This is a genomic window from Halobacteriovorax sp. RZ-2 (assembly GCF_043196685.1).
Lineage (GTDB): Bacteria > Bdellovibrionota > Bacteriovoracia > Bacteriovoracales > Bacteriovoracaceae > Halobacteriovorax_A.
This window is the reverse complement of the sequence record NZ_JBEBMR010000001.1, coordinates 369,839-391,201: the sequence shown is the minus strand read 5'-3', so window position 1 is coordinate 391,201 and position 21,363 is coordinate 369,839. Positions and strand designations below refer to the sequence as shown.

Annotated in this window: 18 protein-coding genes and 1 tRNA gene; 8 read left to right on the top strand and 11 right to left on the bottom strand. The window is 35.9% G+C overall.

Features of this window, described 5'->3' with window-relative positions; all coding sequences use genetic code 11:
- The first annotated feature begins 3 nt into the window (after positions 1-3).
- The 3 genes from ABMA78_RS01735 (at position 4) to ABMA78_RS01725 (ending at position 3,862) form a co-directional block, all read left to right on the top strand.
- Positions 4-729 (top strand): TSUP family transporter, encoded by a 726-nt coding sequence (locus ABMA78_RS01735; protein ID WP_392856439.1) that lies wholly within the window; start codon positions 4-6, stop codon positions 727-729.
- A gap of 280 nt (positions 730-1,009) precedes the next feature.
- Positions 1,010-2,443, top strand: a complete 1,434-nt coding sequence (locus tag ABMA78_RS01730) for an MBL fold metallo-hydrolase RNA specificity domain-containing protein (RefSeq protein ID WP_392856437.1) — start codon at positions 1,010-1,012, stop codon at positions 2,441-2,443.
- Between the two features lie 72 nt (positions 2,444-2,515).
- Positions 2,516-3,862, top strand: a complete 1,347-nt coding sequence (locus ABMA78_RS01725) for an ATP-binding protein (protein WP_392856435.1) — start codon at positions 2,516-2,518, stop codon at positions 3,860-3,862.
- Here ABMA78_RS01725 and ABMA78_RS01720 read toward each other — a convergent pair.
- Positions 3,859-4,929: a hypothetical protein gene (locus tag ABMA78_RS01720; RefSeq protein ID WP_392856433.1), complete on the bottom strand. Its 1,071-nt coding sequence runs from the start codon at positions 4,927-4,929 to the stop codon at positions 3,859-3,861. The two genes, ABMA78_RS01725 and ABMA78_RS01720, sit on opposite strands and share 4 nt — an antisense overlap.
- Positions 4,930-5,732: 803 nt before the next feature.
- On the opposite strand from ABMA78_RS01720, the gene ABMA78_RS01715 reads away from it, so the two are divergent.
- Positions 5,733-6,212 carry a response regulator gene (locus ABMA78_RS01715; RefSeq protein ID WP_392856432.1) on the top strand — a complete coding sequence of 160 codons (480 nt, stop codon included), beginning with the start codon at positions 5,733-5,735 and terminating at the stop codon, positions 6,210-6,212.
- A 23-nt stretch (positions 6,213-6,235) separates the two neighbouring features.
- On the top strand, positions 6,236-11,347 hold the full coding sequence (locus ABMA78_RS01710) for an AAA family ATPase (RefSeq protein ID WP_392856431.1): 5,112 nt from the start codon (positions 6,236-6,238) through the stop codon (positions 11,345-11,347).
- Between the two features lie 12 nt (positions 11,348-11,359).
- Here ABMA78_RS01710 and ABMA78_RS01705 read toward each other — a convergent pair whose 3' ends face one another.
- Together ABMA78_RS01705 and ABMA78_RS01700 are read right to left on the bottom strand one after the other, a co-directional pair.
- Positions 11,360-11,557 (bottom strand): DUF5522 domain-containing protein, encoded by a 198-nt coding sequence (locus ABMA78_RS01705; protein ID WP_392856429.1) that lies wholly within the window; start codon positions 11,555-11,557, stop codon positions 11,360-11,362.
- Positions 11,558-11,696: 139 nt separating this feature from the next.
- Complete coding sequence (locus tag ABMA78_RS01700) at positions 11,697-12,233, bottom strand: hypothetical protein (RefSeq protein WP_392856427.1); 537 nt, start codon at positions 12,231-12,233, stop codon at positions 11,697-11,699.
- A 137-nt stretch (positions 12,234-12,370) separates the two neighbouring features.
- Between ABMA78_RS01700 and ABMA78_RS01695 the strand changes: the two genes are divergently transcribed.
- Positions 12,371-13,174 (top strand): TIGR02147 family protein, encoded by an 804-nt coding sequence (locus ABMA78_RS01695; protein WP_392856425.1) that lies wholly within the window; start codon positions 12,371-12,373, stop codon positions 13,172-13,174.
- A 135-nt stretch (positions 13,175-13,309) separates the two neighbouring features.
- Here ABMA78_RS01695 and ABMA78_RS01690 read toward each other — a convergent pair whose 3' ends face one another.
- Positions 13,310-13,735, bottom strand: coding sequence for a hypothetical protein (locus tag ABMA78_RS01690; protein WP_392856424.1), 426 nt, complete (start codon positions 13,733-13,735; stop codon positions 13,310-13,312).
- A 76-nt stretch (positions 13,736-13,811) separates the two neighbouring features.
- Here ABMA78_RS01690 and ABMA78_RS01685 point away from each other — a divergent pair, with 76 nt between their 5' ends.
- On the top strand, positions 13,812-14,228 hold the full coding sequence (locus ABMA78_RS01685) for a MauE/DoxX family redox-associated membrane protein (RefSeq protein WP_392856422.1): 417 nt from the start codon (positions 13,812-13,814) through the stop codon (positions 14,226-14,228).
- Here ABMA78_RS01685 and ABMA78_RS01680 read toward each other — a convergent pair.
- Positions 14,225-14,716, bottom strand: coding sequence for an RrF2 family transcriptional regulator (locus tag ABMA78_RS01680; protein ID WP_392856421.1), 492 nt, complete (start codon positions 14,714-14,716; stop codon positions 14,225-14,227). The two genes, ABMA78_RS01685 and ABMA78_RS01680, sit on opposite strands and share 4 nt — an antisense overlap.
- A 247-nt stretch (positions 14,717-14,963) precedes the next feature.
- Between ABMA78_RS01680 and ABMA78_RS01675 the strand changes: the two genes are divergently transcribed.
- A complete protein-coding gene (locus ABMA78_RS01675) occupies positions 14,964-15,920 on the top strand; it encodes a hypothetical protein (RefSeq protein WP_392856419.1) in 957 nt (318 codons plus the stop codon).
- Positions 15,921-16,346: 426 nt separating this feature from the next.
- Here the strand turns inward: ABMA78_RS01675 and ABMA78_RS01670 are convergent, their stop codons facing one another.
- The 6 genes from ABMA78_RS01670 to ABMA78_RS01645 form a co-directional block, all read right to left on the bottom strand.
- The gene (locus tag ABMA78_RS01670; protein ID WP_392856417.1) at positions 16,347-16,661 is read right to left on the bottom strand and encodes a VF530 family DNA-binding protein; all 315 of its coding nucleotides are present in this window, start codon (positions 16,659-16,661) and stop codon (positions 16,347-16,349) included.
- Between the two features lie 477 nt (positions 16,662-17,138).
- Positions 17,139-17,456 (bottom strand): hypothetical protein, encoded by a 318-nt coding sequence (locus ABMA78_RS01665; protein ID WP_392856415.1) that lies wholly within the window; start codon positions 17,454-17,456, stop codon positions 17,139-17,141.
- A complete protein-coding gene (locus ABMA78_RS01660) occupies positions 17,457-17,762 on the bottom strand; it encodes a type II toxin-antitoxin system RelE/ParE family toxin (protein ID WP_392856412.1) in 306 nt (101 codons plus the stop codon).
- 499 nt (positions 17,763-18,261) lie between these two features.
- Positions 18,262-18,337 (bottom strand) — tRNA-Ala (locus ABMA78_RS01655).
- A gap of 51 nt (positions 18,338-18,388) precedes the next feature.
- On the bottom strand, positions 18,389-20,590 hold the full coding sequence (locus ABMA78_RS01650; protein WP_392856411.1) for a hypothetical protein: 2,202 nt from the start codon (positions 20,588-20,590) through the stop codon (positions 18,389-18,391).
- Positions 20,591-20,662: 72 nt separating this feature from the next.
- Positions 20,663-21,274 carry a hypothetical protein gene (locus tag ABMA78_RS01645; RefSeq protein WP_392856409.1) on the bottom strand — a complete coding sequence of 204 codons (612 nt, stop codon included), beginning with the start codon at positions 21,272-21,274 and terminating at the stop codon, positions 20,663-20,665.
- Positions 21,275-21,363: the final 89 nt, after the last annotated feature.

Below are 21,363 nucleotides of genomic sequence, written 5' to 3'. Positions count from 1 at the left end.
GATATGGATTTAGAGAGCTTATTCTTTTATATTCTATTTACAAGTATTATATCAGGGGCCCTAGGTATGGCCGGTGGAATTATTCTGATGGCCATCTTCCTAGTCTACCTCCCTCTACCTGTTGCCCTAATTCTCCAAGGAATAACACAAGCAAGCTCAAATGGCTTTAGGGCGGCCGTTAACTATAAGAATATTGAATTTAAGGTAGTTTTACCTTATCTGCTAGGGACAGCAATTGCTTATGGGGTATTTCAAGGGATAGAGTTGAAACTTTCTAAAAAGGTTATCTTTATCATATTGGGTATTCTGCCAATTATTGGATTGCTAAAACCTTTAGCTATTCATTTTGATATTGAAAAAAGAGGTCGTGCACTCCTTTGTGGATTAATCGTTTCATCTTCACAGGCCTTGAGTGGTGTATCTGGATCTGCTTTAGACTTGTTCTTTCTTTCAAGTCGACTAGGGCGATTTTCAATTGTTGCCACAAAGGCCTTTACACAAATGCTGGGGCATCTTGCTAAAACTATTTTTTTCATTAGACTTTATGAATTTAATCTAGGTGAAATGCCATATACATTCTATTTTGTGGCAATTTTTACTCCGCTTCTCGGTGCTGTTACAGGAAAAATGATTTTAAAAAAGATGTCTAATCGTTATTTTGTAAAAGTTGCGAAGGTTGTGATGGTAGGGTTTAGTGGTTCAATGATTTATCGTGGTGTAATGATGTAAAAAGGTCAGTATTAAACTGACCCTTTTGTTGTTAGATTAATTTTTTCTGTAGTTCTCATAATATTCTCCTTGAGTTGTTTTCCTATGAAATAAGTATACGACTCTAAAAATAATTAAAGGTTTGTTTCGGGTCTATTTTTTGCAAAGTGATTGTGAGGTTTGTGTTAGTCGAATTGAATGATCAACTATGATTACCATTCTTTAGTCAATATTAAACATTCTTAACTATTAAAACGTCGATAGGTAGTACACGAAAATTAATTATAAAAAGGATCTATCGATGAAAATTACTTTTCTTGGTGCTGCCGGAGGTGTAACCGGTTCAAAGACGTTACTTAAAGTAGGAAAGGACTATAAGGAACAATACTTAGTTGACTATGGACTCTATCAAGGGGCAAAGGAAAATCGTGAACGAAATTGGATGAGCTATCACGGTGCAAGTAAGTTAAGTGCGGTCTTTCTAACTCACGCACATATTGATCATTCAGGCCTTCTTCCTCGTCTTTATCGTGATGGATTTCGTGGAAGGATTTACTGCACAAAAGAAACATTTAGGCTTTGCCAAATCTTACTTATGGACTCGGCCCGTATTCATGAAGAAGATGCAAAGTATGCAAATCGAAAAAAGATTTCAAGACACAAACCAGCACTCCCTTTGTATACAACCGAGGAGGCCCAAGCTGTTCTTAAGCACTTTGAAGTTGTGGACTTCGAAGAAGAGCTAACCATCTCTAAGAATATTGCGATTACTTTTTTCTGGGCCGGCCATATTCTAGGAGCAAGTTTTATTCGCATTCGTTATAAAACAAATGAAGGGGAAGAAAAGACGATTGTTTTTTCTGGTGATATTGGCCATAAACGAAATATCCTTTTAGATGAACCGCAAGATATCTGTGAAACAGACTACCTCGTATTAGAGTCAACTTACGGTAATAAGCTTCATGCACGAATACCTGCTAAAGAAGTACTCGGAATGTACCTTAATACGATATTAAAGCGTGGAGGAGTGGCCGTTATTCCGGCCTTCTCTGTTGGACGAACACAAGATATTCTTTATCTTATTAAAGAGCTTATGAATGATGAGGCGATCCCCAGTGTTCCTGTTCATCTAGATAGTCCTCTTTCCAAAAAGGCCAATCGCATCTTTAACGACTGTTTTCATAAAGGCCACGTTAAAGAACATGTCACTGAGGATATCGATATTTATCCTGATACCTTTGTTGAAATTGAAGACGTCGAGGACTCAAAGGCCTTGACTCAAATGAGCGGCCCGCGAATCGTTGTCAGTGCATCAGGCATGATTGATGGTGGGCGTGTTGTCTACCATGTCATGAAGCATATTGTTGATGAAAATAGCGGAATTATTTTAGTTGGGTTTCAGCCTGAAGGGACTAAAGGCCGTATTCTTATTAATGGTGAAAAAGAGCTACATATGCATAAGCAAAAGCTTCCTGTAAGGGCCAGCATTTTCTATATCGACTCCTTATCTGCACATGGTGATTATCTTGACTTTATTGGATGGATAAATGAATCACGTATCTCTCCAAAATTAGTTATCTTAAATCACGGCGAAGAACAGGCATCGAGTCATCTTAAAATATTGCTTGAGTCCCAATTAAACTTAAGAACAACGGTTGCTACTTTTGGAGAGGAATTTGACTTAGAGAATATTTATGACAATCAGACCAAAGTCACTAGGAAAACGGCAGCATAAGAAGTTGTGATAACTTCTTATATTTTTAAAATTTAAGTTTTCAGAAGCTATTATGTGGTTTATTTTTTATTCATGAAAATTGATTATGAAAGAGGAATTACATATAAGTATCTTATTGCTTTCGTATCGATTGTCTTATTCACTATCATTGCTCAGGCATTGATGCAATTTTTCATTCTCCAACAGGAAAGTTACTCGCAAGTTATTAACTTGGCCGGCCGCCAACGTATGCTAAGCCAAAGATTGGCCAAGCAGGCCTTAATCTATTCGTTTAATACTAGTGATCACACAAGGAGTTCTTTAAGGAACGAGATTCTTGTAACCAAGGATTTACTCCTTTTGACTCATGAGGATTTAAAGAATGGAAGTCGAGAAAATGGGGTTGCACCCGCATTCACAGATAACATAAAAAAACAGTATACAGATCTTGATCCTGTTTTAAGGAATATCAGTAAAGATATTAATTGTATTGTTAATTTCTGTGATGATCAAAAACGAAGTCTTGAAGGCATCGTTAAAGAGACTGATGTATTTTTAAAAAATATGAATAAGATTGTTTTTGAGTCCGCAGACTATTCAAAATCAAAAATCTTAAACTTAAGTAAAATTGAATTAATTCTATTCTCGTTAATCATTCTTCTATTAATTTACGAGTTCTTCAAAATTCTAATTCCTATTAAAAGAAAGCTCGTTAATCAAGTAAAAGAATTACAGCAAAAAGATCAAGTGATCACACATAGTTCAAAACTTGCGGCAATAGGTGAACTTGCTGCTGGTGTTGGACATGAAATTAATGGGCCACTTACAATTATCAAAGGTTATCTTTCAAGATTAAAGAAGGAAGATTATGAGGCCAGTGAGCATGAAGATTATATTTTAAAATCATTAGATAAGATTGAATCATCGGCAACGCAGATTGAAAATATCGTAAAAGGGCTTAGGAACTTTGCTCGTAAGGATGGCCAAGCATTAATTATATTTGATCTATCCAAAGTTTTAAATGATTGTATTTTGATGATTGAAGAGATTTATGAGCACTATGGAATCAGTGTTTCTTTTGAGAATCCAGTCGGAGAATTACAGGTCAAAGGAAGTCCAGGCAAGATTCAACAAGTTGTCATGAATCTTCTTACTAATGCTAAAGATGCTCTAGAGGATTGTGAGGTTAAGGAGATTAAGGTTACTCTTACAACTAGTGATGACAAGGCCATAATTCAAGTAGCAGATAGTGGACCTGGTATTAGTGATGAGAATAAAATAAAAATATTCGAACCTTACTTTACAACCAAAGAATATGGCAAAGGCAGTGGGCTAGGACTTTCTCTTTCTAAAAAAATTATCAAGGAACATGGTGGAACAATTACTATAGAGTCTGAAATTGATAATGGAACCACATTTAGAATTGAAATACCACTTTAATCACAAAGTGGGGCCAGGATTGTTCTAAGCTGACTACCATTTAACTCGGCCTGATAAGGTGAGTAACCACTTGGTCCATCTCCCATAATATTCTTATCATCTAAAATGATCTTACGATCAGGACATTTTCGATCCTTGTAAGCGTCCGCTAAGCCTAGGTTATGGGCCAATTCATGAATGTAGAGTTTACATCTTTTCTGATCATTTATATTTGCTACGTTTGCGAATTTGTGAGTGGCCCACTCTGTTGCCGTTGGCCTTTTATGCTCCTTAGAGATCGTAATCGTGTGATCGCATTTGAATCGATCCATGATACCAGTCTCTTCTTTTAAATCGACATTAAGTTTGAGCCCGTGTCTTGCGTAGAAGTCTTTCACACAAGGCATTGATTTTCTCACGAGGGACATTGATTCTTCTTTGTCTTTTTCATTTCCATCAAACGTTAAGTAAAGAGAGACATCAATATTAACAAGCCCTTCTTTTATGTAGGTCTTATATTTCGTTTTTGTACCAACATATTTAAATATGTCGATACTCTCATTACAAAGTGATTGTGATTTATAATCGACCTCAATAATAGAGTCTTCAGGGCGATTTTCCAGACAGCTTTTAATATATGTGCTTTTATTAGCGTAGTATGAGATTCTTCTTTCTTTACTACCATACTTTAAATTCCAGCCTTCAAACTCTCTATCATTTGAAAAGTAGTGTAGCTCGTTATCGATACAAAGATTTTTGTCTTTAACCTCTGTGAGCTCCTTAAGTTCACCGGTGATGGACTTGACGACAAGCTTGTTTTCTAGTGATTGAAGTTCTTCTTTTAAAGGCCCTAGTTTTTTTATAATTTCTTGATTTTCTTTTTGTAGCTTTGTTATTTGCGCTTGGGTTTCTTCTGCCTTTAGCATGCGATAGAAGAGATTATTTTTTTTAGCTACTTCTTCCTGATTCTTATTAAATTGAGAATGAAGTCGATTGATCTCCAATTCTAATTCATAATAGGTATCAATATCACCTGCATGAGTAGTTAGAGAGGCGGCAAATATAAGAATGCTTAAAAGATAGAACATGTTTTCTTTTCGGTAGAAAACTAAAAAAGTTTACTTGCATATAATATCAAAGTACTTCTTAAGTTCTTGAATTTTAAAAGAAAAAGGGCACCCATATAACTTCTCTCTATTTATGTTAAAGGAAAGTCATCTGGGGGCCCTGGTCTATTTTTACTTCATATATTTATCAAAGAATGGAAGGATCTTCTCTGGGTGCTTTCCAAAGAAGTTGTATCCATCTCTAAATCTCTTCTTAGTGTTTCTGACCCCTCGATAAATTATTTTAATGGGTGAATTTCTTGCCCTTTTGTTTGTACACTGACAAATAGGTAGGCATATTCAGTACTACTCTCTGCTCTGTCTTCTTTCTCTTCTAGGTCGTAGTACTTATTTAAGAGATTGAAGTAATCGAGTCTGAAGTTTTCTAAGTTCTGCTCACTTAGATTTAATGATCCATGGGCATAGATCCCTTTGAAGTTTTGATAGTGAGATATCTTTACTCGTAATCATCTTCTTAACACCACTTTCACTCATACCCAAAGCTTGCGCGACCTAAGTGATTACCTTTGCCCTTTCCGGGCGCATGAACTTGATAACAGTATACAGAGGCTTCATTTTTCAAGACCGACAAGTAAATACAGTTCATTATTGGAAATTAATAAAAAATTAACCTGAACTGACGTCTTATTAGATACTTAGGGCCTTGTCGCATCGCTAGATTTTATTGACCACATTATTTGTGTGCGTTATAAGTTATTTATACAAATAATACTTAGCTCTGATGAGGATGACTCTGTATTCAAACAAGCTTTGTTGGGGAATTAATGCTTAGACGCATCTTAATAGTTGATGATAATGAAGATATTCACGAGCTTATGTCTATGTGTCTTATCGATCTAGAGGATGATCTGAAAGAAGATCTGACTAATAGTGCTTTTCAGTCATGCCAACTTAAAATAGACAGTGCTTATCAAGGTGAAGAGGCCGTGGAAATGGCCAACAAGGCCTACCTTGATCAAGGGCCATACGACGTGATTTTTATGGATGTTAGAATGCCGCCAGGAATTGACGGAATTGAGGCCATTTCACGTATTGTCAAAAAACACCCAAAACAAAATTTTGTTATCTGTTCGGCGTATAGTGATTATACATTGGAAGAAATGATAGGGCGTATATCGTCAAAAGAACGAAAAATTTATTATCTCCCTAAGCCATTTACGATGAAAAACTTCTGTAGCCTAACCTCAGGCCTACTATATCCAGAATTAATTGAGCAAAATATTGAAGACAAATATCTATTATAAACCTTAGATAGAGATGTAATATCATGCAAGAGATTTCAAATTTTCAAATTTCGAATGAGCTTCATCGCAGTAAGAACTCTACTGTCTATCGTGCAAAAGATAGAAGTAGTAATCAGAAAGTTATCATCAAGGTATATAAGAAGCCTTCTCGTAATAAAATCGATTTCATAAAAAATGAATATAATATCCTGTCTAAATATCACAGCGATTCAATGGTCAATTGTATTGACCTTTTTCAATCAGAAGGTGACTGGGTCCTAGTCTTAGACGATGACGGGTCGGTCTCTCTCGACAAGAAGGCCCTTAATGCAAATTTATCAACGACTGAGTTTTTAAAATTAGCAATTAAGATTACCTCTGTGATCGAAGAGATTCACTCGAAGGGAATTACGCATAAAGATATTAACCCATCGAATCTAATTGTCGATCCAAGTGGCGAAGTTAAAGTTATTGATTTAGAGCTTGGTTCATTAAGAGATAGTGATTTTATCACTTTCTCTCCAGTAAATAAGCTTGCTGGAACTCTTGCTTATATGTCTCCTGAACAAACTGGACGCATGAATCGATCGATTGATTATCGTTCGGACTTTTATTCATTAGGGATTACTTTCTTTGAGCTTCTAACCGGAGAGTATCCATTTATGGTAGAGGATAAACTAACTTGGGTTTATCACCATATTGCGACAAAGGTGGATGTTGAAAGTCGTTTAGCAAAATATCCAAAGATAATTGCAAGAATTATTGATCACTTACTAGAAAAGAAAGCGGAGTCTCGCTACCAAAGCGCATCTGGAATTAGGTTTGATCTTGAGAAGTGCCTGGAAGCGATTGAAGCAGGTCAAGCTGAGCCAGACTTTGAGATTGGCTCACAAGATGTGAAACATACATTTTCAATTCCAGAGACTCTTTATGGACGCGAAAAAGAAATTAACCTTTTAGTTAATAATTTCCTATCAAATGAAAAGAAGCAGGTGAGTTTTATTTCTGGCCCTTCAGGTATTGGTAAAACAGTTTTAGTAAATGAACTTCTAGGGCCAATTACAAAAGAAAATGGAATTTTTGTCACTGGGAAATTCGACCAATTTCAAGGTGATATTCTTGGAATTGCCCTTGTAAACGCTGTTTCTGATATTTTAAAACTTGCCCTTACTAAAAGTGATAAAGAAATCGCTCATTTAAGAGAGAGCTTACTTAATGCATTTGGGATTAATGCAAAAGTAATGACTGATATTCTTCCCGAGTTGGAAATGATTATTGGTAAGCAAAAGGAGCCAGCACCGTTAGGGCCTATTGAGGCCCAAACGAGATTTGAATTACTCTTCGTCGAATTGTTTAAAGTTCTATGCGAAAGGCTCGGACATATTGTTATGTTTATTGATGATCTTCAGTGGGCAAGTGCTAGAAGTATTCATTTGATAGAACTTCTATTAACGAACGAAAAAGTTAAGCCTCTCTACTTTATTGGTGCTTTTAGGGATAATGAAGTTGATAAGAATCATCCTCTTTCGGCCTTAATCGATTCAAATTCGTGTATTAATCAATCTGAAATTAAGCTTGCACCTCTAAACCAAAATAATATTAAAGACATGATCGATGGAACTTTCACGTCTAAAAGAGATTCATCAGAATTAGCTAAGCTAACACTTCAAAAAACTGCTGGTAATCCGTTTAGCGTCGACCAATTTCTTAAAGTACTTTATCAGAAAAAGATTTGTACTTTTAATAATAAGGAACTCCAGTGGGACTGGGATGTCTCTGAAATTCAAAAAAGTCAAATAAGCGATAATGTTGTTGATTACCTAATAGGGATGATGAAAGAGTTACCTGAATCGGCCCAAAAATTACTTAATCTATCTGCATGTATTGGGAATCGATTTAGCTTACAATTATTAAAAAATGCTACTGATCTTAGTGAAGACCAAATTCATGATGAATTGATCTCAGTTGTATCTGCATCACTCATTAGACCTCTTAACAATAGTGAATATAAATTTGCACATGATAAGATTCAACAATCAGCTTACGAACTCGTTTCGAAAGAAGAGCGTTCACTTATGCACATGAATATTGGCAAACAACTCTTATCACATATTGTTGATGGCAGTGTCGAACCGATCACTGTTGTTAGTCATTTGAATCACTGTGAGAGTATTATTGATGATAGTGATTTTAGACTTGAACTCGCGGAAATGAATTTTGAGGCATCTCAAAAAGCAAAGTCTTCAACGGCCTTCGATCAAGCAAGTGTTTTTTTGAGTTATGCATCTAGGTTCCTTCCTAGTAATGCAAATGAATCACATCATGAGACTTTCTTCAAAATAGAGAAGGAGAGAGGAAGTCTTTACTATCTCTCTGGAGACTATAACAAGTGTGAAGAGCATGTCAGATGGCTACTAGATCAATTAGAAGACCCGATCGAAAAAGCTGAGGCACATAATATCTTAATTATCCAATACACTGCACAGGGTGTATACGATAAGGCGATTAGTGAGGGCCGTTTGGCACTTAGATGCCTAGGTATTACATTACCAAGTGAAAATTTAAAAAATATTGTTCCGAAGGAACTTGCAGCTGTAAGAGAGCTTATTCCATCTACTGGAATTGAGTCTCTCTATGATGCCCCTGAAATGGAAGATAAGCTTAATCGCGTTGCGGTTGAAATTCTTATCAACCTCGATTCTCCATGTTACTTAAGTAATATTGACCTGTATTGTATTGTGGTCGCTAAAATCGTACAGCTGTCACTTACTTATGGGCCAGTTCCTGAGTCTGCAAAAGGTTATGCATCGTATGGAATTGTTCTGTGTTCATTTAATGAGTTCTCTTTAGGATTCGACTTCAATGCACTTGGAATTAAAATCGCAGAACGCTTTTCTCATCTTGGACAGAAGTGTCGAGCGTGCCACACAATGGCAAACCATGTTCAGTTCTGGACTCAACATATTAAGGAAGGGGATGCCTATAATGAGGAAGGATTTAAGGCAGGACATGATGCTGGCGAACACTTATGGGCCGGGTTTATCAAGCTATTTAAGCCTTATAATCAATTCTTCCGTGGCCGAAACCTTGAGGAACTTCAAAAAGATATTCATACTGGAATTGAATTCTGTACAGAACACCCAAATCAAATTGGTATCGATACTTTAAGGGGACTTAGTATTGCAATTTCACAGCTTCAAGATGCTGAGAGAGAAAATGAAGTTCGCTATATTGAAGAATGCCAACAGAATCAAAGTTTAATGTCTTTGAGTATGTATATGTCTCTTAAGGTTCAAAATGACTACATACTACAGCGTTTTGATGAAAGCTTAGAAGCATCTTTTAAATCACAAGAGCTTTTACCATATTCATTCTCTGTTATTACTAATGTTACACATTACTGTTTTCAATCACTGGCGATTCTCGCAGTTGCTAAAAATAAAAACTTTGATGAGTCGTTAATGACAATAGTGGAGTCGAACCAAGAGAAGATGAAGAGATTCATGGACAATTGTCCAGAAAACTTTGCTCATATGTACTACCTCGTTGAAGCGGAGCGACTGCTACATAAAGGTGATACATACCTGTCTTTAGAGCTTTATGACAAAGCAGCTGCTTATGCTCAGGAGAGTGAATACGTCAATATCGAGTCTGTTATTCGTGAGAGAATGGCAAGAGTTTGGAAGCTCCTTATGAATGATGATTTTGCACGCTTGCAGATTCAAAAAGCTGCAGGTCTTTACCGCGCTTGGGGAGCATGGGGAAAGAGTTCTCAATTAGAGACGGAATTTGCTTTAACAACTCGTGATCAAGATGATGATATTGAGAAAACAACGACAATAACAACATCTTGGGAAAATTTTGACATAAAATCAATTCTTCTCTCATCTCAAGTTATTTCTAAAAATCTCATTAAGGAAGACCTACTTGAAGCAATGCTTGATATTATGGTTATTAATACTGGTGCAGCTAAGGGCTTCATTGTTTTAAATAAAGGTGAGAAACTTTTTGTCAGTTCTCAAAGCGGTGCAAAGACTATTGTTTCGCTTCCTACTTCCCTAGATGACTACAGGGAAATTCCACATTCTCTTATTAATTATGTTTGGCGTACGAAGACACCTATCCTTTATGGGGATAGTCTCTTTGCGAATCAATTAGTTGAAAATTCGAGCTACTTTTCAAGTAAGGATAATCTTTCTGTTCTTGTTGTCCCTATTGCTGATAAAGGAATTCTTTACCTCGAAAATAATGAAATCAATGGTGCATTTACAAAAGGCCACTTCGAACTGCTTGATATGCTTGTTGGTCAGCTTGCTATTTCTTTAGAGAACTCAGAATTATATGAGAGACTTTCTCGCTTTAACTCTGAGCTTGAATATGAAGTTCAAAAGAGAACGATCGAGCTTATGAGTGAAAAGGAAAAGGCCGAGGGGATAAGTAACGAGCTACGAACTGCTCAGAGACAACTTATTGATACAGCTCGAAGCGCTGGTCGAGCCGATATCATGTCTAATATTCTACATAATGTTGGAAACTCTATTACATCAATAATGACTGTTATTTATCGTATGGATAGAAGAATTCGTAAAAAGAGCTTATCTCCTGAAGAGCTTTATGAGGTTTTAGGAAATGATGTTAAGGCGCTAAAGAAGAAAGGGGAGTCTGTTTCAGAGCTTCTTGTTACTCATCTAGAGCATGGTATAACTAAGAATGTAATTGAGTCAGTCAATGTTAAAGAATTAATCGAGCAGGCCCTTTCGATGTTAGAAATGGATCACCTCGACTATATTAATATAGACGTCGATTTTGAAGAGTTAGTTAAGATTGACTTCGGAAATACACTTACTATTTTAATGAACCTGCTTAATAATGCTAAAACTGCTTGTGATCGATCACAAAATCCTTCACAAATTGATATTCACGCATCTTTGAAAGACAAGTCACTTGTTATCGAAGTCTTTGATAATGGTGTTGGCTTTAGTAAAGATGCCCAGAAAACTCTTTTTAAAGCGGGCCTACAATCAAACCGTTTTGGAAAAGGTTATGGATTACATAATTCATCGAACCTTGCTAAACAATTACAGGGATCTCTGACGGCCGTTAGTTACGGTGAAAATCAAGGGGCGCGATTTAAATTGGTTCTTCCTCTAAGCTAAAAAAGTGATGGATTAACTTCTTTTTTTGAAGCCCCAAGGGCAATGTCGACAGCCATACTTACAGCACTTTCTCATGCGTCTAAGGCGTACCTCTGTTGAAACGATACCGCCTGTGACAGGATCTTTATAATAGTCATCGCCATTTTTAACGGCTTCGTCGTGTAGAATGCGGTATTGGGCCTTTAATTCTTTTTTTTTGTTCTTTTTCAAGATTGGGACTCCTGGCCTTGTTTATAAATAGGATAAGCAAGCTTGCAGAGGAGTCGACTTTACTCATATTTAACGTGATGAGCAAGTACATGTTGAACATGGCCGAAAAGAAGTCCTTCTCGGCCAAGATGATATTTAATTAAAGTCTGATTCTAGATTCATCAATCATGACTGCAACATAGAAGTCACGATTAAAGAAGTATGGAACATCTGAAGGATAATCAATTCCAGCTTCTGCTCTCACAATTTTAACTACGTTAGATACGTTAATTACTTCACCGCTTGTTAGTTTCCATAATAGGTTTTCATTAACATCAAAAGTTAGTCTTACTGGGTAGCGAAGATTATTTTCTAATACTAAGACTCTTTGAAAGACTGTCCAATATGGTGCTTGAATATCAGTTGGATAGTCTGTTCCAGCTTCTGCAAGTTCTAGCTCAGCATGGTCAGTGTATACAGGAATTCTAACTCCATTATAAAGAGCAAGAATGTAGCCGTATTGAGGAGCTGGTGCATCTGTTGGAAAGTCAATACCTGCTACAGAGCTATCAATATGCATTGTGCTTATCGCTGGGTGGGCCATAGGGCCTGCGCTTACGATTGGGCCAGCAACTACTGGGTTAATAAGATTTAATGCCATTAAGAAAAAAGCGATGATTTCAATTTTAAGTTTCATATACGTACTCCCTTTGGAAAGTGGTTTAAATTGATATTGAACAAGAGCAGATTTAACAAGCAATAAAATATATGTATATATTATTTATATATATTTTGACCCTTGAATGTTTATTTTTAATATACTAGTCTTCGCAAATGGAAATATTCGAGTTTGAAAACTATCATAAATATCTACGCTACTTAGTTCTCGAGGCCTATGCTCAGAGGGGACTACAAGCAAGGTTGTCAAAGGCAATTGGCTGTCAGGCCGCGTATCTCTCTCAAGTATTAAAGGATAAGGCCGATCTAAGCGAAGACCAAGCGTTTAAATTAAGTGTCTTTTTTAATTTCTCTAAAATTGAGACAGAATATTTCTTGAATCTAATCCGCTACTCAAGGGCCTCAACTCACGAACTAAAAAGTTATTTGAAATATAAGGGCGAAAAGATTGCTGAGGAAGCAGGCAATCTCGCTTCCAGAGTTAATTCAATGGTTATTGACGATGAGAATGAGGAATATAAAGATTACTTTATTTCATGGATACCTTCTGCTATCCACATCGCAACAAGTTGTCCAAAATTACAAACAATTCCTAATCTCGCTAATCAATTTGCACTAAGTGAGAAAAAGGTTAGGTCCACTCTAATTTACTTAGAAAAGCTTGGACTCGTTAAGAAGCAGGATCAGAATTATATCTTTAGTGGTATGTCTATTCATCTTCCATTTGAGTCTTGGCTAAACACTCCCCACCAGGTGGCAAAGCGAATACAAGTATTAGACATCATTGCTAAAGAAGAGCCGAATAATATTCATTATTCATCTACATTTACGATTGATGAAAAAGATTTCTTGCCTCTGAAGGAGAAAATTCTAAAGCTAATTCAATCTGGCCAAGATGACATCAAGGAATCTGGAACAGAAGTTGTTTGTGGATTGAATATTGATTTTTTCAAAGCTTAAAATAGGGGAGCTTTTCAAGGTACTTTTTTTTCATTTACGAGAGCATGACATGGGCAGGCCGGTCCATGCGTAAAGTAATATGTTAAAAAAGGGGAGAGTCCTAAATAGATTCCAACCAACGCAAAAATTAAATCTTTAAGCAATCTTACTCCCTTTCAGTGATCTTTGTTCCTTATAATAATAAAACTGCATGAAACCAACTAATACAGGAGGCATGTAGCATAAAGGTATATCCATGTATAAATGCTCCATCGCAACCAGTCCTCGAAGAGTGTCGAAGAGATGGACAAAGGCATGAGCTGTAAACCAAACCTGTAAAATAAAAAGTGTATTCTTTCTCCATGAACTATCAATAACTGATTTAAATGAAATCACACTTAGCACTAAGAAAATACATCCTAGATCACGAACAAAATGCTCATTTAAAGGGCCAAAGTCAGGAATTCTTCCAGGAAAGTTTTCATACCAATGTACAGGGCCAACTAACATCCATATCCCGCTTAAAAAATTTCCTAGAAATAATAAAAAGAAAAATAATCTCCACCTTTTTTCCTGACTCATATCTATCCTTTTAAAAAATATTGCAATTTTCTTATTAAGGATATATTGTGTCCTTAATTAGCTCAAGGAAAAAAGTATGTATTTTAAAAAAGCTCTTTTAGTGATTAGATATCTTCTCGCAATCACGTATTTGTGGGTTGTAGCGGATCGATTAAGCCTACTAGGCCCTGCTGGAAATATGGGAGTTGTTTGGGGTGATTTTGATACTTTCTTAAGCTACACGGCTAGTCTAAACCCATGGTTCCCTGAAAGTGTTTCATATTTTTTTGGATATATTGTTACTATCGTTGAAGTCTTATTAGCTGTCTTTTTTATTTTTAACGTAAGGTTAAAAGAAACCTTCTTAGCAAGTTTTCTACTCTTGATAACTTTTACTTTCAGCATGATTTTTTCAGTAGGGTTTGAAATGGTTTACGACTTTATTATCTTTACAGTTGTCTTGGCCTTATTAAATGGATACATGTTTTGGAGACTTAAAAGAGACGCAGATTAGGACATCTCTTTATTTACCCACTGTTCTGATAATTCAAAGATTTCTGCTGGAACTTGAGAATTTATTCCTGAGACAATGTCAGATAATTTCTTTTCTCTAAGAATATTTCTCCAAGCTTCATCGGCCTCAAGCATCGCAATTGCAATTGTGCACTTTACACTTTTATCTTTGTCTTTTTTCTTCAAGCAAGGATTGTTAAATCGAATCTCCTGACAATTAAAGGTTCTTTTCTTTCCTTCAATGGCCTCAACAATTTCTAAAAGGCTAATTTGAGAAGGATCTTTTGCTAATTGATAGCCACCTTTTGGACCTAAGGTCCCTTCAATCAATCCATTTGAGGCCAAAAGTTGTAAGGCCTTAGATAAGTATTCCTTTGGTATTCCATGAAATTTGGCGAGAACTTTTGTTGGGATAAATACTCCCTCTGGAACTCTCGCTAAAAATTCCATGCAATGTATTGCCCATTCAATCTGATTTCTCAATTTCAAATTTGTTCACCTGTATTTGTCATTAACGTCAAAATTATAGCATGATATTAACTATATAGCTCCCAATTCTATCTTAATTCTTAAGTCAATGATTCGACTAAGCTTTAGTATGTATAATGTCGAATAGTAGTTATGAAAATGAAAGTGCGAGTAATGTCGTTCTACGAAATAGTGTCTGGAACTACATTACTCAGTTAGTAACACCGGTGGGAATTAAAATCGATAATTGGTGCTATAGGATATTGGCATGTATTTTTATGTGGAAAAATGGTTGAAATTGTTTTTAATACTGTTGTTTTTATCATCTTGTACTTTTAATCATAGAAATGATGATTATGAAAAGGATGTAAATACAATTAAGAATTTATTAAAATATAATGTGACATCAGGAAAAATAAACAAAGAGCTTGTATCGAGCTTTGACGAGTGCATTCAAGCTACAGATAAGGTTGCTTTTAAAAAATGCATGAGTATTAAGATGAAGACTGTAGATGAACATGTTTATATTCTTACTGAAGGTCCGGGCAAAGAATATGAGAATTTTGTAAAATCATATAAAGACTATTTGTTTTTTAAATTATCCATCTTCTATAATATTGATAAAGAGGATTTAGCGTTGATTAAAGCTCCTAATGATATCTATATTGATATGAGAGGAAATAAAGGTGGAACGTATAAGGATTTAAATAGAGTATTATGTAGCCTTTTACTTATTGATATTTGTCCAAAAGATAGATTGTTATCATTTGCATTATTAAAAAAGATAACAGTTAATGAAAAACTATTTAAACCTAGAACTGTTATTGATACTGAATTTAATAGTAGGGAAGATGTCGTAGGTAGTGAAGGCTTTACTGAGATTGAAGATTTTCCAGACTTGATCGAGTTTAGATTTAATCGAGAAGAAGATCTTTCAAAATTTACTTTTAATCGTAATAAAATTACATTACTTCTTAATAAGAATTGTTATTCTGCATGTGCAACTATGGCATCTCTTCTAAAGAATTTAGGTTATGATGTCTGTACAGATGAAGAAGAGTTTGTCTTGAAGTTAACACCTTTTACTAATATTCAAGATTTTAAGCTACCTTCTTCAGGTATTCGTTATGTAATGCCTACTATATATAGAGAATTTAAGAAAAGAGAGTATCAAGAGATAAGCGTAAAAAAATGTAACGAGAGAGTGTTAGCTCAATTTAAGTAGTGATGGAAGAATAGGTATGAATTAATGTTTTTATAGAATGAGTCAACGAAAAGTAACTAAGAGCTCAATGCTGAGTGGGGGAATACCGCACAATGAAAATAACGAATGAAAAGACTTGTGTAAAGTGTCATGCTGGTTTTAGTTTAAATTATCTAAACTTAAGCAAGGCTATAAAATGTCCATCATGTGGTCAAACTAATATGATAAAGGTAAATAACTCAGTTTATAATTGGGGGATTTTTATTTTCTATACCTTCGTTTTTAGTTTTTTATCACTTTGGCTTGCTAATGAAACTTTAGGAAGTATTATGTTTGCAGTTAATTTACTTCTGATTGTCGTACATAATAACTTGTCTTGTGTTTTGATCGAGAAAAAATAATGATGGAGAAACGTTTCCTGATTCACACATGATCTTCCTATGCATCTCAATACTTTGTTTTACGTCCACCAGTTCCACTTCCAAGAGCAAGGTCTTTTTTCGATACTGTTCCATCGCGTTTCATTTTTTCTATCGTTTCTAAATTTCCACGATACATCTTCTCAATCTTTTGAATGGCCCATGGATTTTTTCTAATAAATTTTAAAATTTTATTAAACATGGGAGGCTCATCATTGAAACTATTAATCTCAGTCATTGCATAGATTTCTTTACAGCCAAAGAGGTTAATAACATCTGTTAACATCATCTTTAAAGTCACGCCTTCTAAGGGGTCTTTCTTGCGATTGTTTTGATCATTCATTTTTTTACCTGGTTTTATATTGTTTAGGATATGGTAACTTATAAAGTGTTATATATCCATTTACACTTTATTTCTTGGTTAAGTTGGCAAGGAGCCAAGTATTCTGCAGTTTTTTGTTCTTAGAGAGGTGATATATGAATATAGTATTTATTAGCATTTATGCATTTTTATTTTTTGTACTCGGCGTATTGTCTACATATAGTTCTATGCTCTTTATTAGATTGAAAAAGGACTATGATGTTTCAAAGTCATCTAATATGTTTGAGTTTATAAAGGAATGTGATGATTATAGATGTGTAAAAGCACGAAAGATATCTTTAGCTGTAAAAGCTGTAATATCGATAATTATTATTATGACTGTTTGGATACTATGTGTCTTTTAAGTTACTGTCCGTTCGTTTTTGTGTGGTATATAGAAACTGTAGTTCCAGGTGCTCTTTCTTGCGATTTTTTTGATCATTCATTTTTTTTCCTGTGTTATGCTGCGAGTTCTTTGTTGATAGCAGCAGTGATTTTAAGCATATTGTCGACATTGAAGTTTGCACCAGCGGCCATTCTTCTTATTGTAGCAATTGGGACTTTAGATCTTCTCGAAAGTTCCTCTTTATTTATCACACTAAGAAATCCAATTATGATTTCATGAAAGGCTTCTTTATCACCATCAAGAATTGCTTCAGATAATGCTTGTGATAAAGCTTTCTTGCTCTTGAAAAATTCTACAGAAGTATCTTTGTAGAGTTTTATCCCTTTTTTTAGTTTTATTGGCTCAAGGGATTTGATATCAAACTCTTTCATTTAATCATCCTTGTTTAATCTTTTTAATATTGATTTAGCTATATTTATATCTTTTGATTGTGAGTTTTTATTGCCTCCAAGTAAAAGAATAATTAAGCCCCAATTTTCATCATAAGCGATAGTGAAATATACTCTTCTTCCATTCTTCCACTTAAGTTCGGCGAGATCTTTACTTAGGTTTTTAGCTACACCAAAGTAACCATGTTCTCTTATCCGAGCAATTCTTGAATTGATCTGTCCCTTTTCTTTAGGTGTTTGCTCGCTGAACCACTTCTCAAACTCTTCAGTTCTTATAACGGAATACATATAAATCCTATCATATATGATGTATAAAGTCGATTTTCATATCATTTTTGATATGAATTATGTGTTTGAAATATATAAAATCATATAGTTAAGCATTTACTAACTTACGTTATTTTCAATTACTATCTTTAAACTGTGAGATCCTATGAATATTTCAGATGTGGGATAGAGGGATTAGGGCCGTAGTGGTTAGAGTTTAGCTACGCGCTTTTTCTTTACGCACGGCTAACGAAAAGTGACTTGGAACCGAATGCTCAGTGAAAAAGGGTGCTTGAATAATTAATGAATACAAAGTAATTGAAGAATTTCAGAATATATTTACATTACTATTAAGAGCACTTTACGGTGCTCTTTTTTATTTCAATTTTTGAGTAATAGTTAAAGATAAATGGAGGGAGGGGCTTATGCGGGATCGAGTCGACCGCCAAAAGCAATTAGATCTGACACTAAAATCAACAAAAACAAAAAAGCCCACTCTTTCGAGTGGGCTTTTTTGTTTTGGTGGACCTTAGCGGGATCGAACCGCTGACCTCTTCGCTGCCAGCGAAGCGCTCTCCCAGCTGAGCTAAAGGCCCATATGAAATGGTATAAAGTATAATAGGCCAACCCGCTTGGGGTTGGCAATATTATAATTCTGGTAAATCACCACTTTGGTCAAGCTCGCGAGCAATTTCTGCTTTCTTTGTGCTTACGGCCTCTTCGTAGTCACGGTAGAAACACTGGTTCTTGTAAGCTTCGTTCTTTGTTGAGAAACGCTCTTGGCCTTGGATGAGGTAAGGGATACCACCGCTCTTATCGAGGAGCTTCTTACATCTTTTTAGAACATACTTAGCTCTAAGGCCCATTCCTTTTTGTTTAATCATTGGGTAGTAGATGGCACAAGAGTGGAGAGTGTCGCGGTAGATATCGTGACGGCTTCCTTTGTCCAGGGCCACTTTTACGTTCTTGTTTAGAACCTTGATGATTTCTTTTGCAAATACCTTTTCAAAATTTTCACGCGCAGTATTCATCAGAGGAATATTACTTGCTCCCACGTTATCTCCACGTAGAAGACTTTCTTGCATTCCACGGTAAATTGGAACAAGGAAGATATACTTCGAGTAATTTAAGCTGTCTTGGTACGTAAGCTTTGGCGACTCAGCATATGGAAGTCCATATAAGAAGTATTCTTCTACTGTGCGGATATAGTTGTAGAAACTTGCATCAATTGTCTCAACTGAAAGCACATCACCATCTGACAGGTTATTTGCCAAATAAGTATACGCAGCTTGAGAAAGATCCTTGAAGCTGTCGCACTGACAAGTTGGATTATCGATGTCACAATCCTCTGGCGTTAAGCCTTGAGTGTCTGTCACAACATTTTCAAAATTAACTAATGCCTTTAGGGCCTTAAGTGCTTTTCTAATTCTAATTGAAAAGAGTGACGTTGCCTCTGGTCTAGTTGTTGTATTCTCTAAGTCTTCTTCAAAGATTTGAATAACTTCTGTAATTGAAAAGTCTTTCTTATTATCGCGCCAATTATCTTCGGCCTCGATGACTTTATAAAGTCTTTCGACATTTACTGAGTTTCTTAACTTTTCAGAAAGTCTTTCCTTATCCGCTGAAAGGTCTGCTAGAGCAGGCTTAACAACTTCTTGGATATATTGCGAACGGTCTTCATCACGTGCAATAGCACCTTCCTGACAATCACTACTTTCTTTTACCCAGTACTTACCATCTTGGAACTCACGACAATAAACTTTTAGCTTAGAGTTGATATTAGAATACCAAGTTAGCATATGGGCCCATTCGCCCCATGGACGAATATTTTGGTAGCTATCATTCCATTCCTCAATTTCGTAAGGATTTGGCTGATAAAGTCTAAGTTTTGCCTGTTCTTTTTGAAGAGTTGCAATTGTAACGATTGTGTCCTGCTGGTTTGCAGTTTCGTAAATGTCACGAAGCTCACTTAGAATACGCTGAAGGCGAGGGTAGTGCTTTCTTAAGTCCTTGATTCGTTCAAAGTCTTTTGTTGGAGTATCAAGCTCCTTAATATAATTGTAGAGCCACTTTGCTTCTTCTCTTGTTGCATTCTTGCGACGAAGGTTACAAGTCATGGCATTGATATTCTTATAGGCACACTTGTAAGAAACGTAGTAGTTACGACTACTGAACAGGTCTTCTAATGCCTGGTTGGCATCATTTCCTTTAAACTGAACGTATGAAACAAGGCTGTCCACCATATTTGCTAGGCCCGTTGAAGCTGCGGCCGTAAAAAGGTTTGAGCCTGGATAAAGTGCTCCCGCAACCTGACCCATAAGCATGATCGTTGGACGAATCATCTTTGTTCCAAGATCTTCATCACACTCAGGTGCCGCTCTCAGATCATCAAGGATTGTTGTGGCCATACTCAATGAATCAACGACTCCATTGTTGCGATTATTGTCAGCATCAAGAAGTTCTTGTCTTCTGCGCTGAAGGCTTAGAATCTCTTGATCATACTCACCCGCGTATGAACTGGCCGTCACAAGCTTGTAGACTTCACTTGAGATCGTCTCAAGATTTGAGTCGATGATGGAAAGTTCACTTGAGCTTGATTGGTATTGCTCATTTAAAGAGGCGAGGAATGCTTTAGAGTTGGCATAGATTGACTGACAACGGTAGCGCTCGTCATTGATATCTTTGATTGCTGTGATAAGGGAGTCAACAACTTCAAGGACCGCTTGATCACTTACAAACTGACATGAGTTTGCAAGACGTCCGCTAAAAAGTATTGAGCTATTAAATTGAGCCTTAGAAAACGTGGCCACCATCGTGATGGCCACTATTTTAATTATAATTTTAATCATTAAAAAAACCTGTGTGTTGTGTTCTTGTGTGTATTTATTTTTTTAGCTTTTTAATTTTAAATTTTTTAAATTTTATAGTCTGCGACGATCAACTTTACTTGGTCCTGAAATACAGCTTCTAAGTGCATCCACAACCTCTTCTTGATCATTGCATGAGTATTTTGACTTACACTGCGTCTCAAAGCAGGCAACATCAAAAGTACCAGTACATTGGTTTGTAATTGCTTTTAAATCTTCAAGGCCATCAAAGTCTCTTGGATGTAGTCTTGAAAGAGCACTTGATAGACAAGAGTTTTGAACAAGCCAAAGTCTTGAGTTAATAAATGTAATTTCTGAAAATTCATCACGATCATAACGGTACATATTCTTCATGGCCGTTTGGTGAGCGTATCCTGAAACGTACTGGCAAGAGCGAGCAATTGAAACCATTTCTTCAATTTCATTTTGCTCATAGCTTGAGATTAGCTTCATTGAAAGATCAAGACATCCTAGATCTAGTTGTCTTGAACACGCATCAAAGATCATACGATGCTGCGTTCTTGAACTACATTCACCTGGATTGTTTGCACATAGCTTCTCTACACATTGAGCCTGTGTATGAGCTGGAATTTGTGGTGCTTGAAATTGCGCCATTGTACTCGTTAAGTAAACAATAGCAGCTAGCAAGATTACTGCTCTAAACATAAATACCCCCAAAAATTTCCTATTCTTATATAATTTTGGTGGGCCTATGCAAAGGTCTTTATAGTACGGCGCAGGGCGAAGTGTTCGTA

Bases quoted from the DNA above. Each gene is read 5' to 3' on its own strand.
- ABMA78_RS01735 (WP_392856439.1), top strand. From the start codon at position 4: ATGGATTTAGAGAGCTTATTCTTTTATATTCTATTTACAAGTATTATA.
- ABMA78_RS01730 (WP_392856437.1), top strand. From the start codon at position 1,010: ATGAAAATTACTTTTCTTGGTGCTGCCGGAGGTGTAACCGGTTCAAAG.
- ABMA78_RS01725 (WP_392856435.1), top strand. From the start codon at position 2,516: ATGAAAATTGATTATGAAAGAGGAATTACATATAAGTATCTTATTGCT.
- ABMA78_RS01720 (WP_392856433.1), bottom strand. From the start codon at position 4,929: ATGTTCTATCTTTTAAGCATTCTTATATTTGCCGCCTCTCTAACTACT.
- ABMA78_RS01715 (WP_392856432.1), top strand. From the start codon at position 5,733: ATGCTTAGACGCATCTTAATAGTTGATGATAATGAAGATATTCACGAG.
- ABMA78_RS01710 (WP_392856431.1), top strand. From the start codon at position 6,236: ATGCAAGAGATTTCAAATTTTCAAATTTCGAATGAGCTTCATCGCAGT.
- ABMA78_RS01700 (WP_392856427.1), bottom strand. From the start codon at position 12,233: ATGAAACTTAAAATTGAAATCATCGCTTTTTTCTTAATGGCATTAAAT.
- ABMA78_RS01695 (WP_392856425.1), top strand. From the start codon at position 12,371: ATGGAAATATTCGAGTTTGAAAACTATCATAAATATCTACGCTACTTA.
- ABMA78_RS01690 (WP_392856424.1), bottom strand. From the start codon at position 13,735: ATGAGTCAGGAAAAAAGGTGGAGATTATTTTTCTTTTTATTATTTCTA.
- ABMA78_RS01685 (WP_392856422.1), top strand. From the start codon at position 13,812: ATGTATTTTAAAAAAGCTCTTTTAGTGATTAGATATCTTCTCGCAATC.
- ABMA78_RS01675 (WP_392856419.1), top strand. From the start codon at position 14,964: ATGTATTTTTATGTGGAAAAATGGTTGAAATTGTTTTTAATACTGTTG.
- ABMA78_RS01670 (WP_392856417.1), bottom strand. From the start codon at position 16,661: ATGAATGATCAAAACAATCGCAAGAAAGACCCCTTAGAAGGCGTGACT.
- ABMA78_RS01665 (WP_392856415.1), bottom strand. From the start codon at position 17,456: ATGAAAGAGTTTGATATCAAATCCCTTGAGCCAATAAAACTAAAAAAA.
- ABMA78_RS01660 (WP_392856412.1), bottom strand. From the start codon at position 17,762: ATGTATTCCGTTATAAGAACTGAAGAGTTTGAGAAGTGGTTCAGCGAG.
- ABMA78_RS01650 (WP_392856411.1), bottom strand. From the start codon at position 20,590: ATGATTAAAATTATAATTAAAATAGTGGCCATCACGATGGTGGCCACG.
- ABMA78_RS01645 (WP_392856409.1), bottom strand. From the start codon at position 21,274: ATGTTTAGAGCAGTAATCTTGCTAGCTGCTATTGTTTACTTAACGAGT.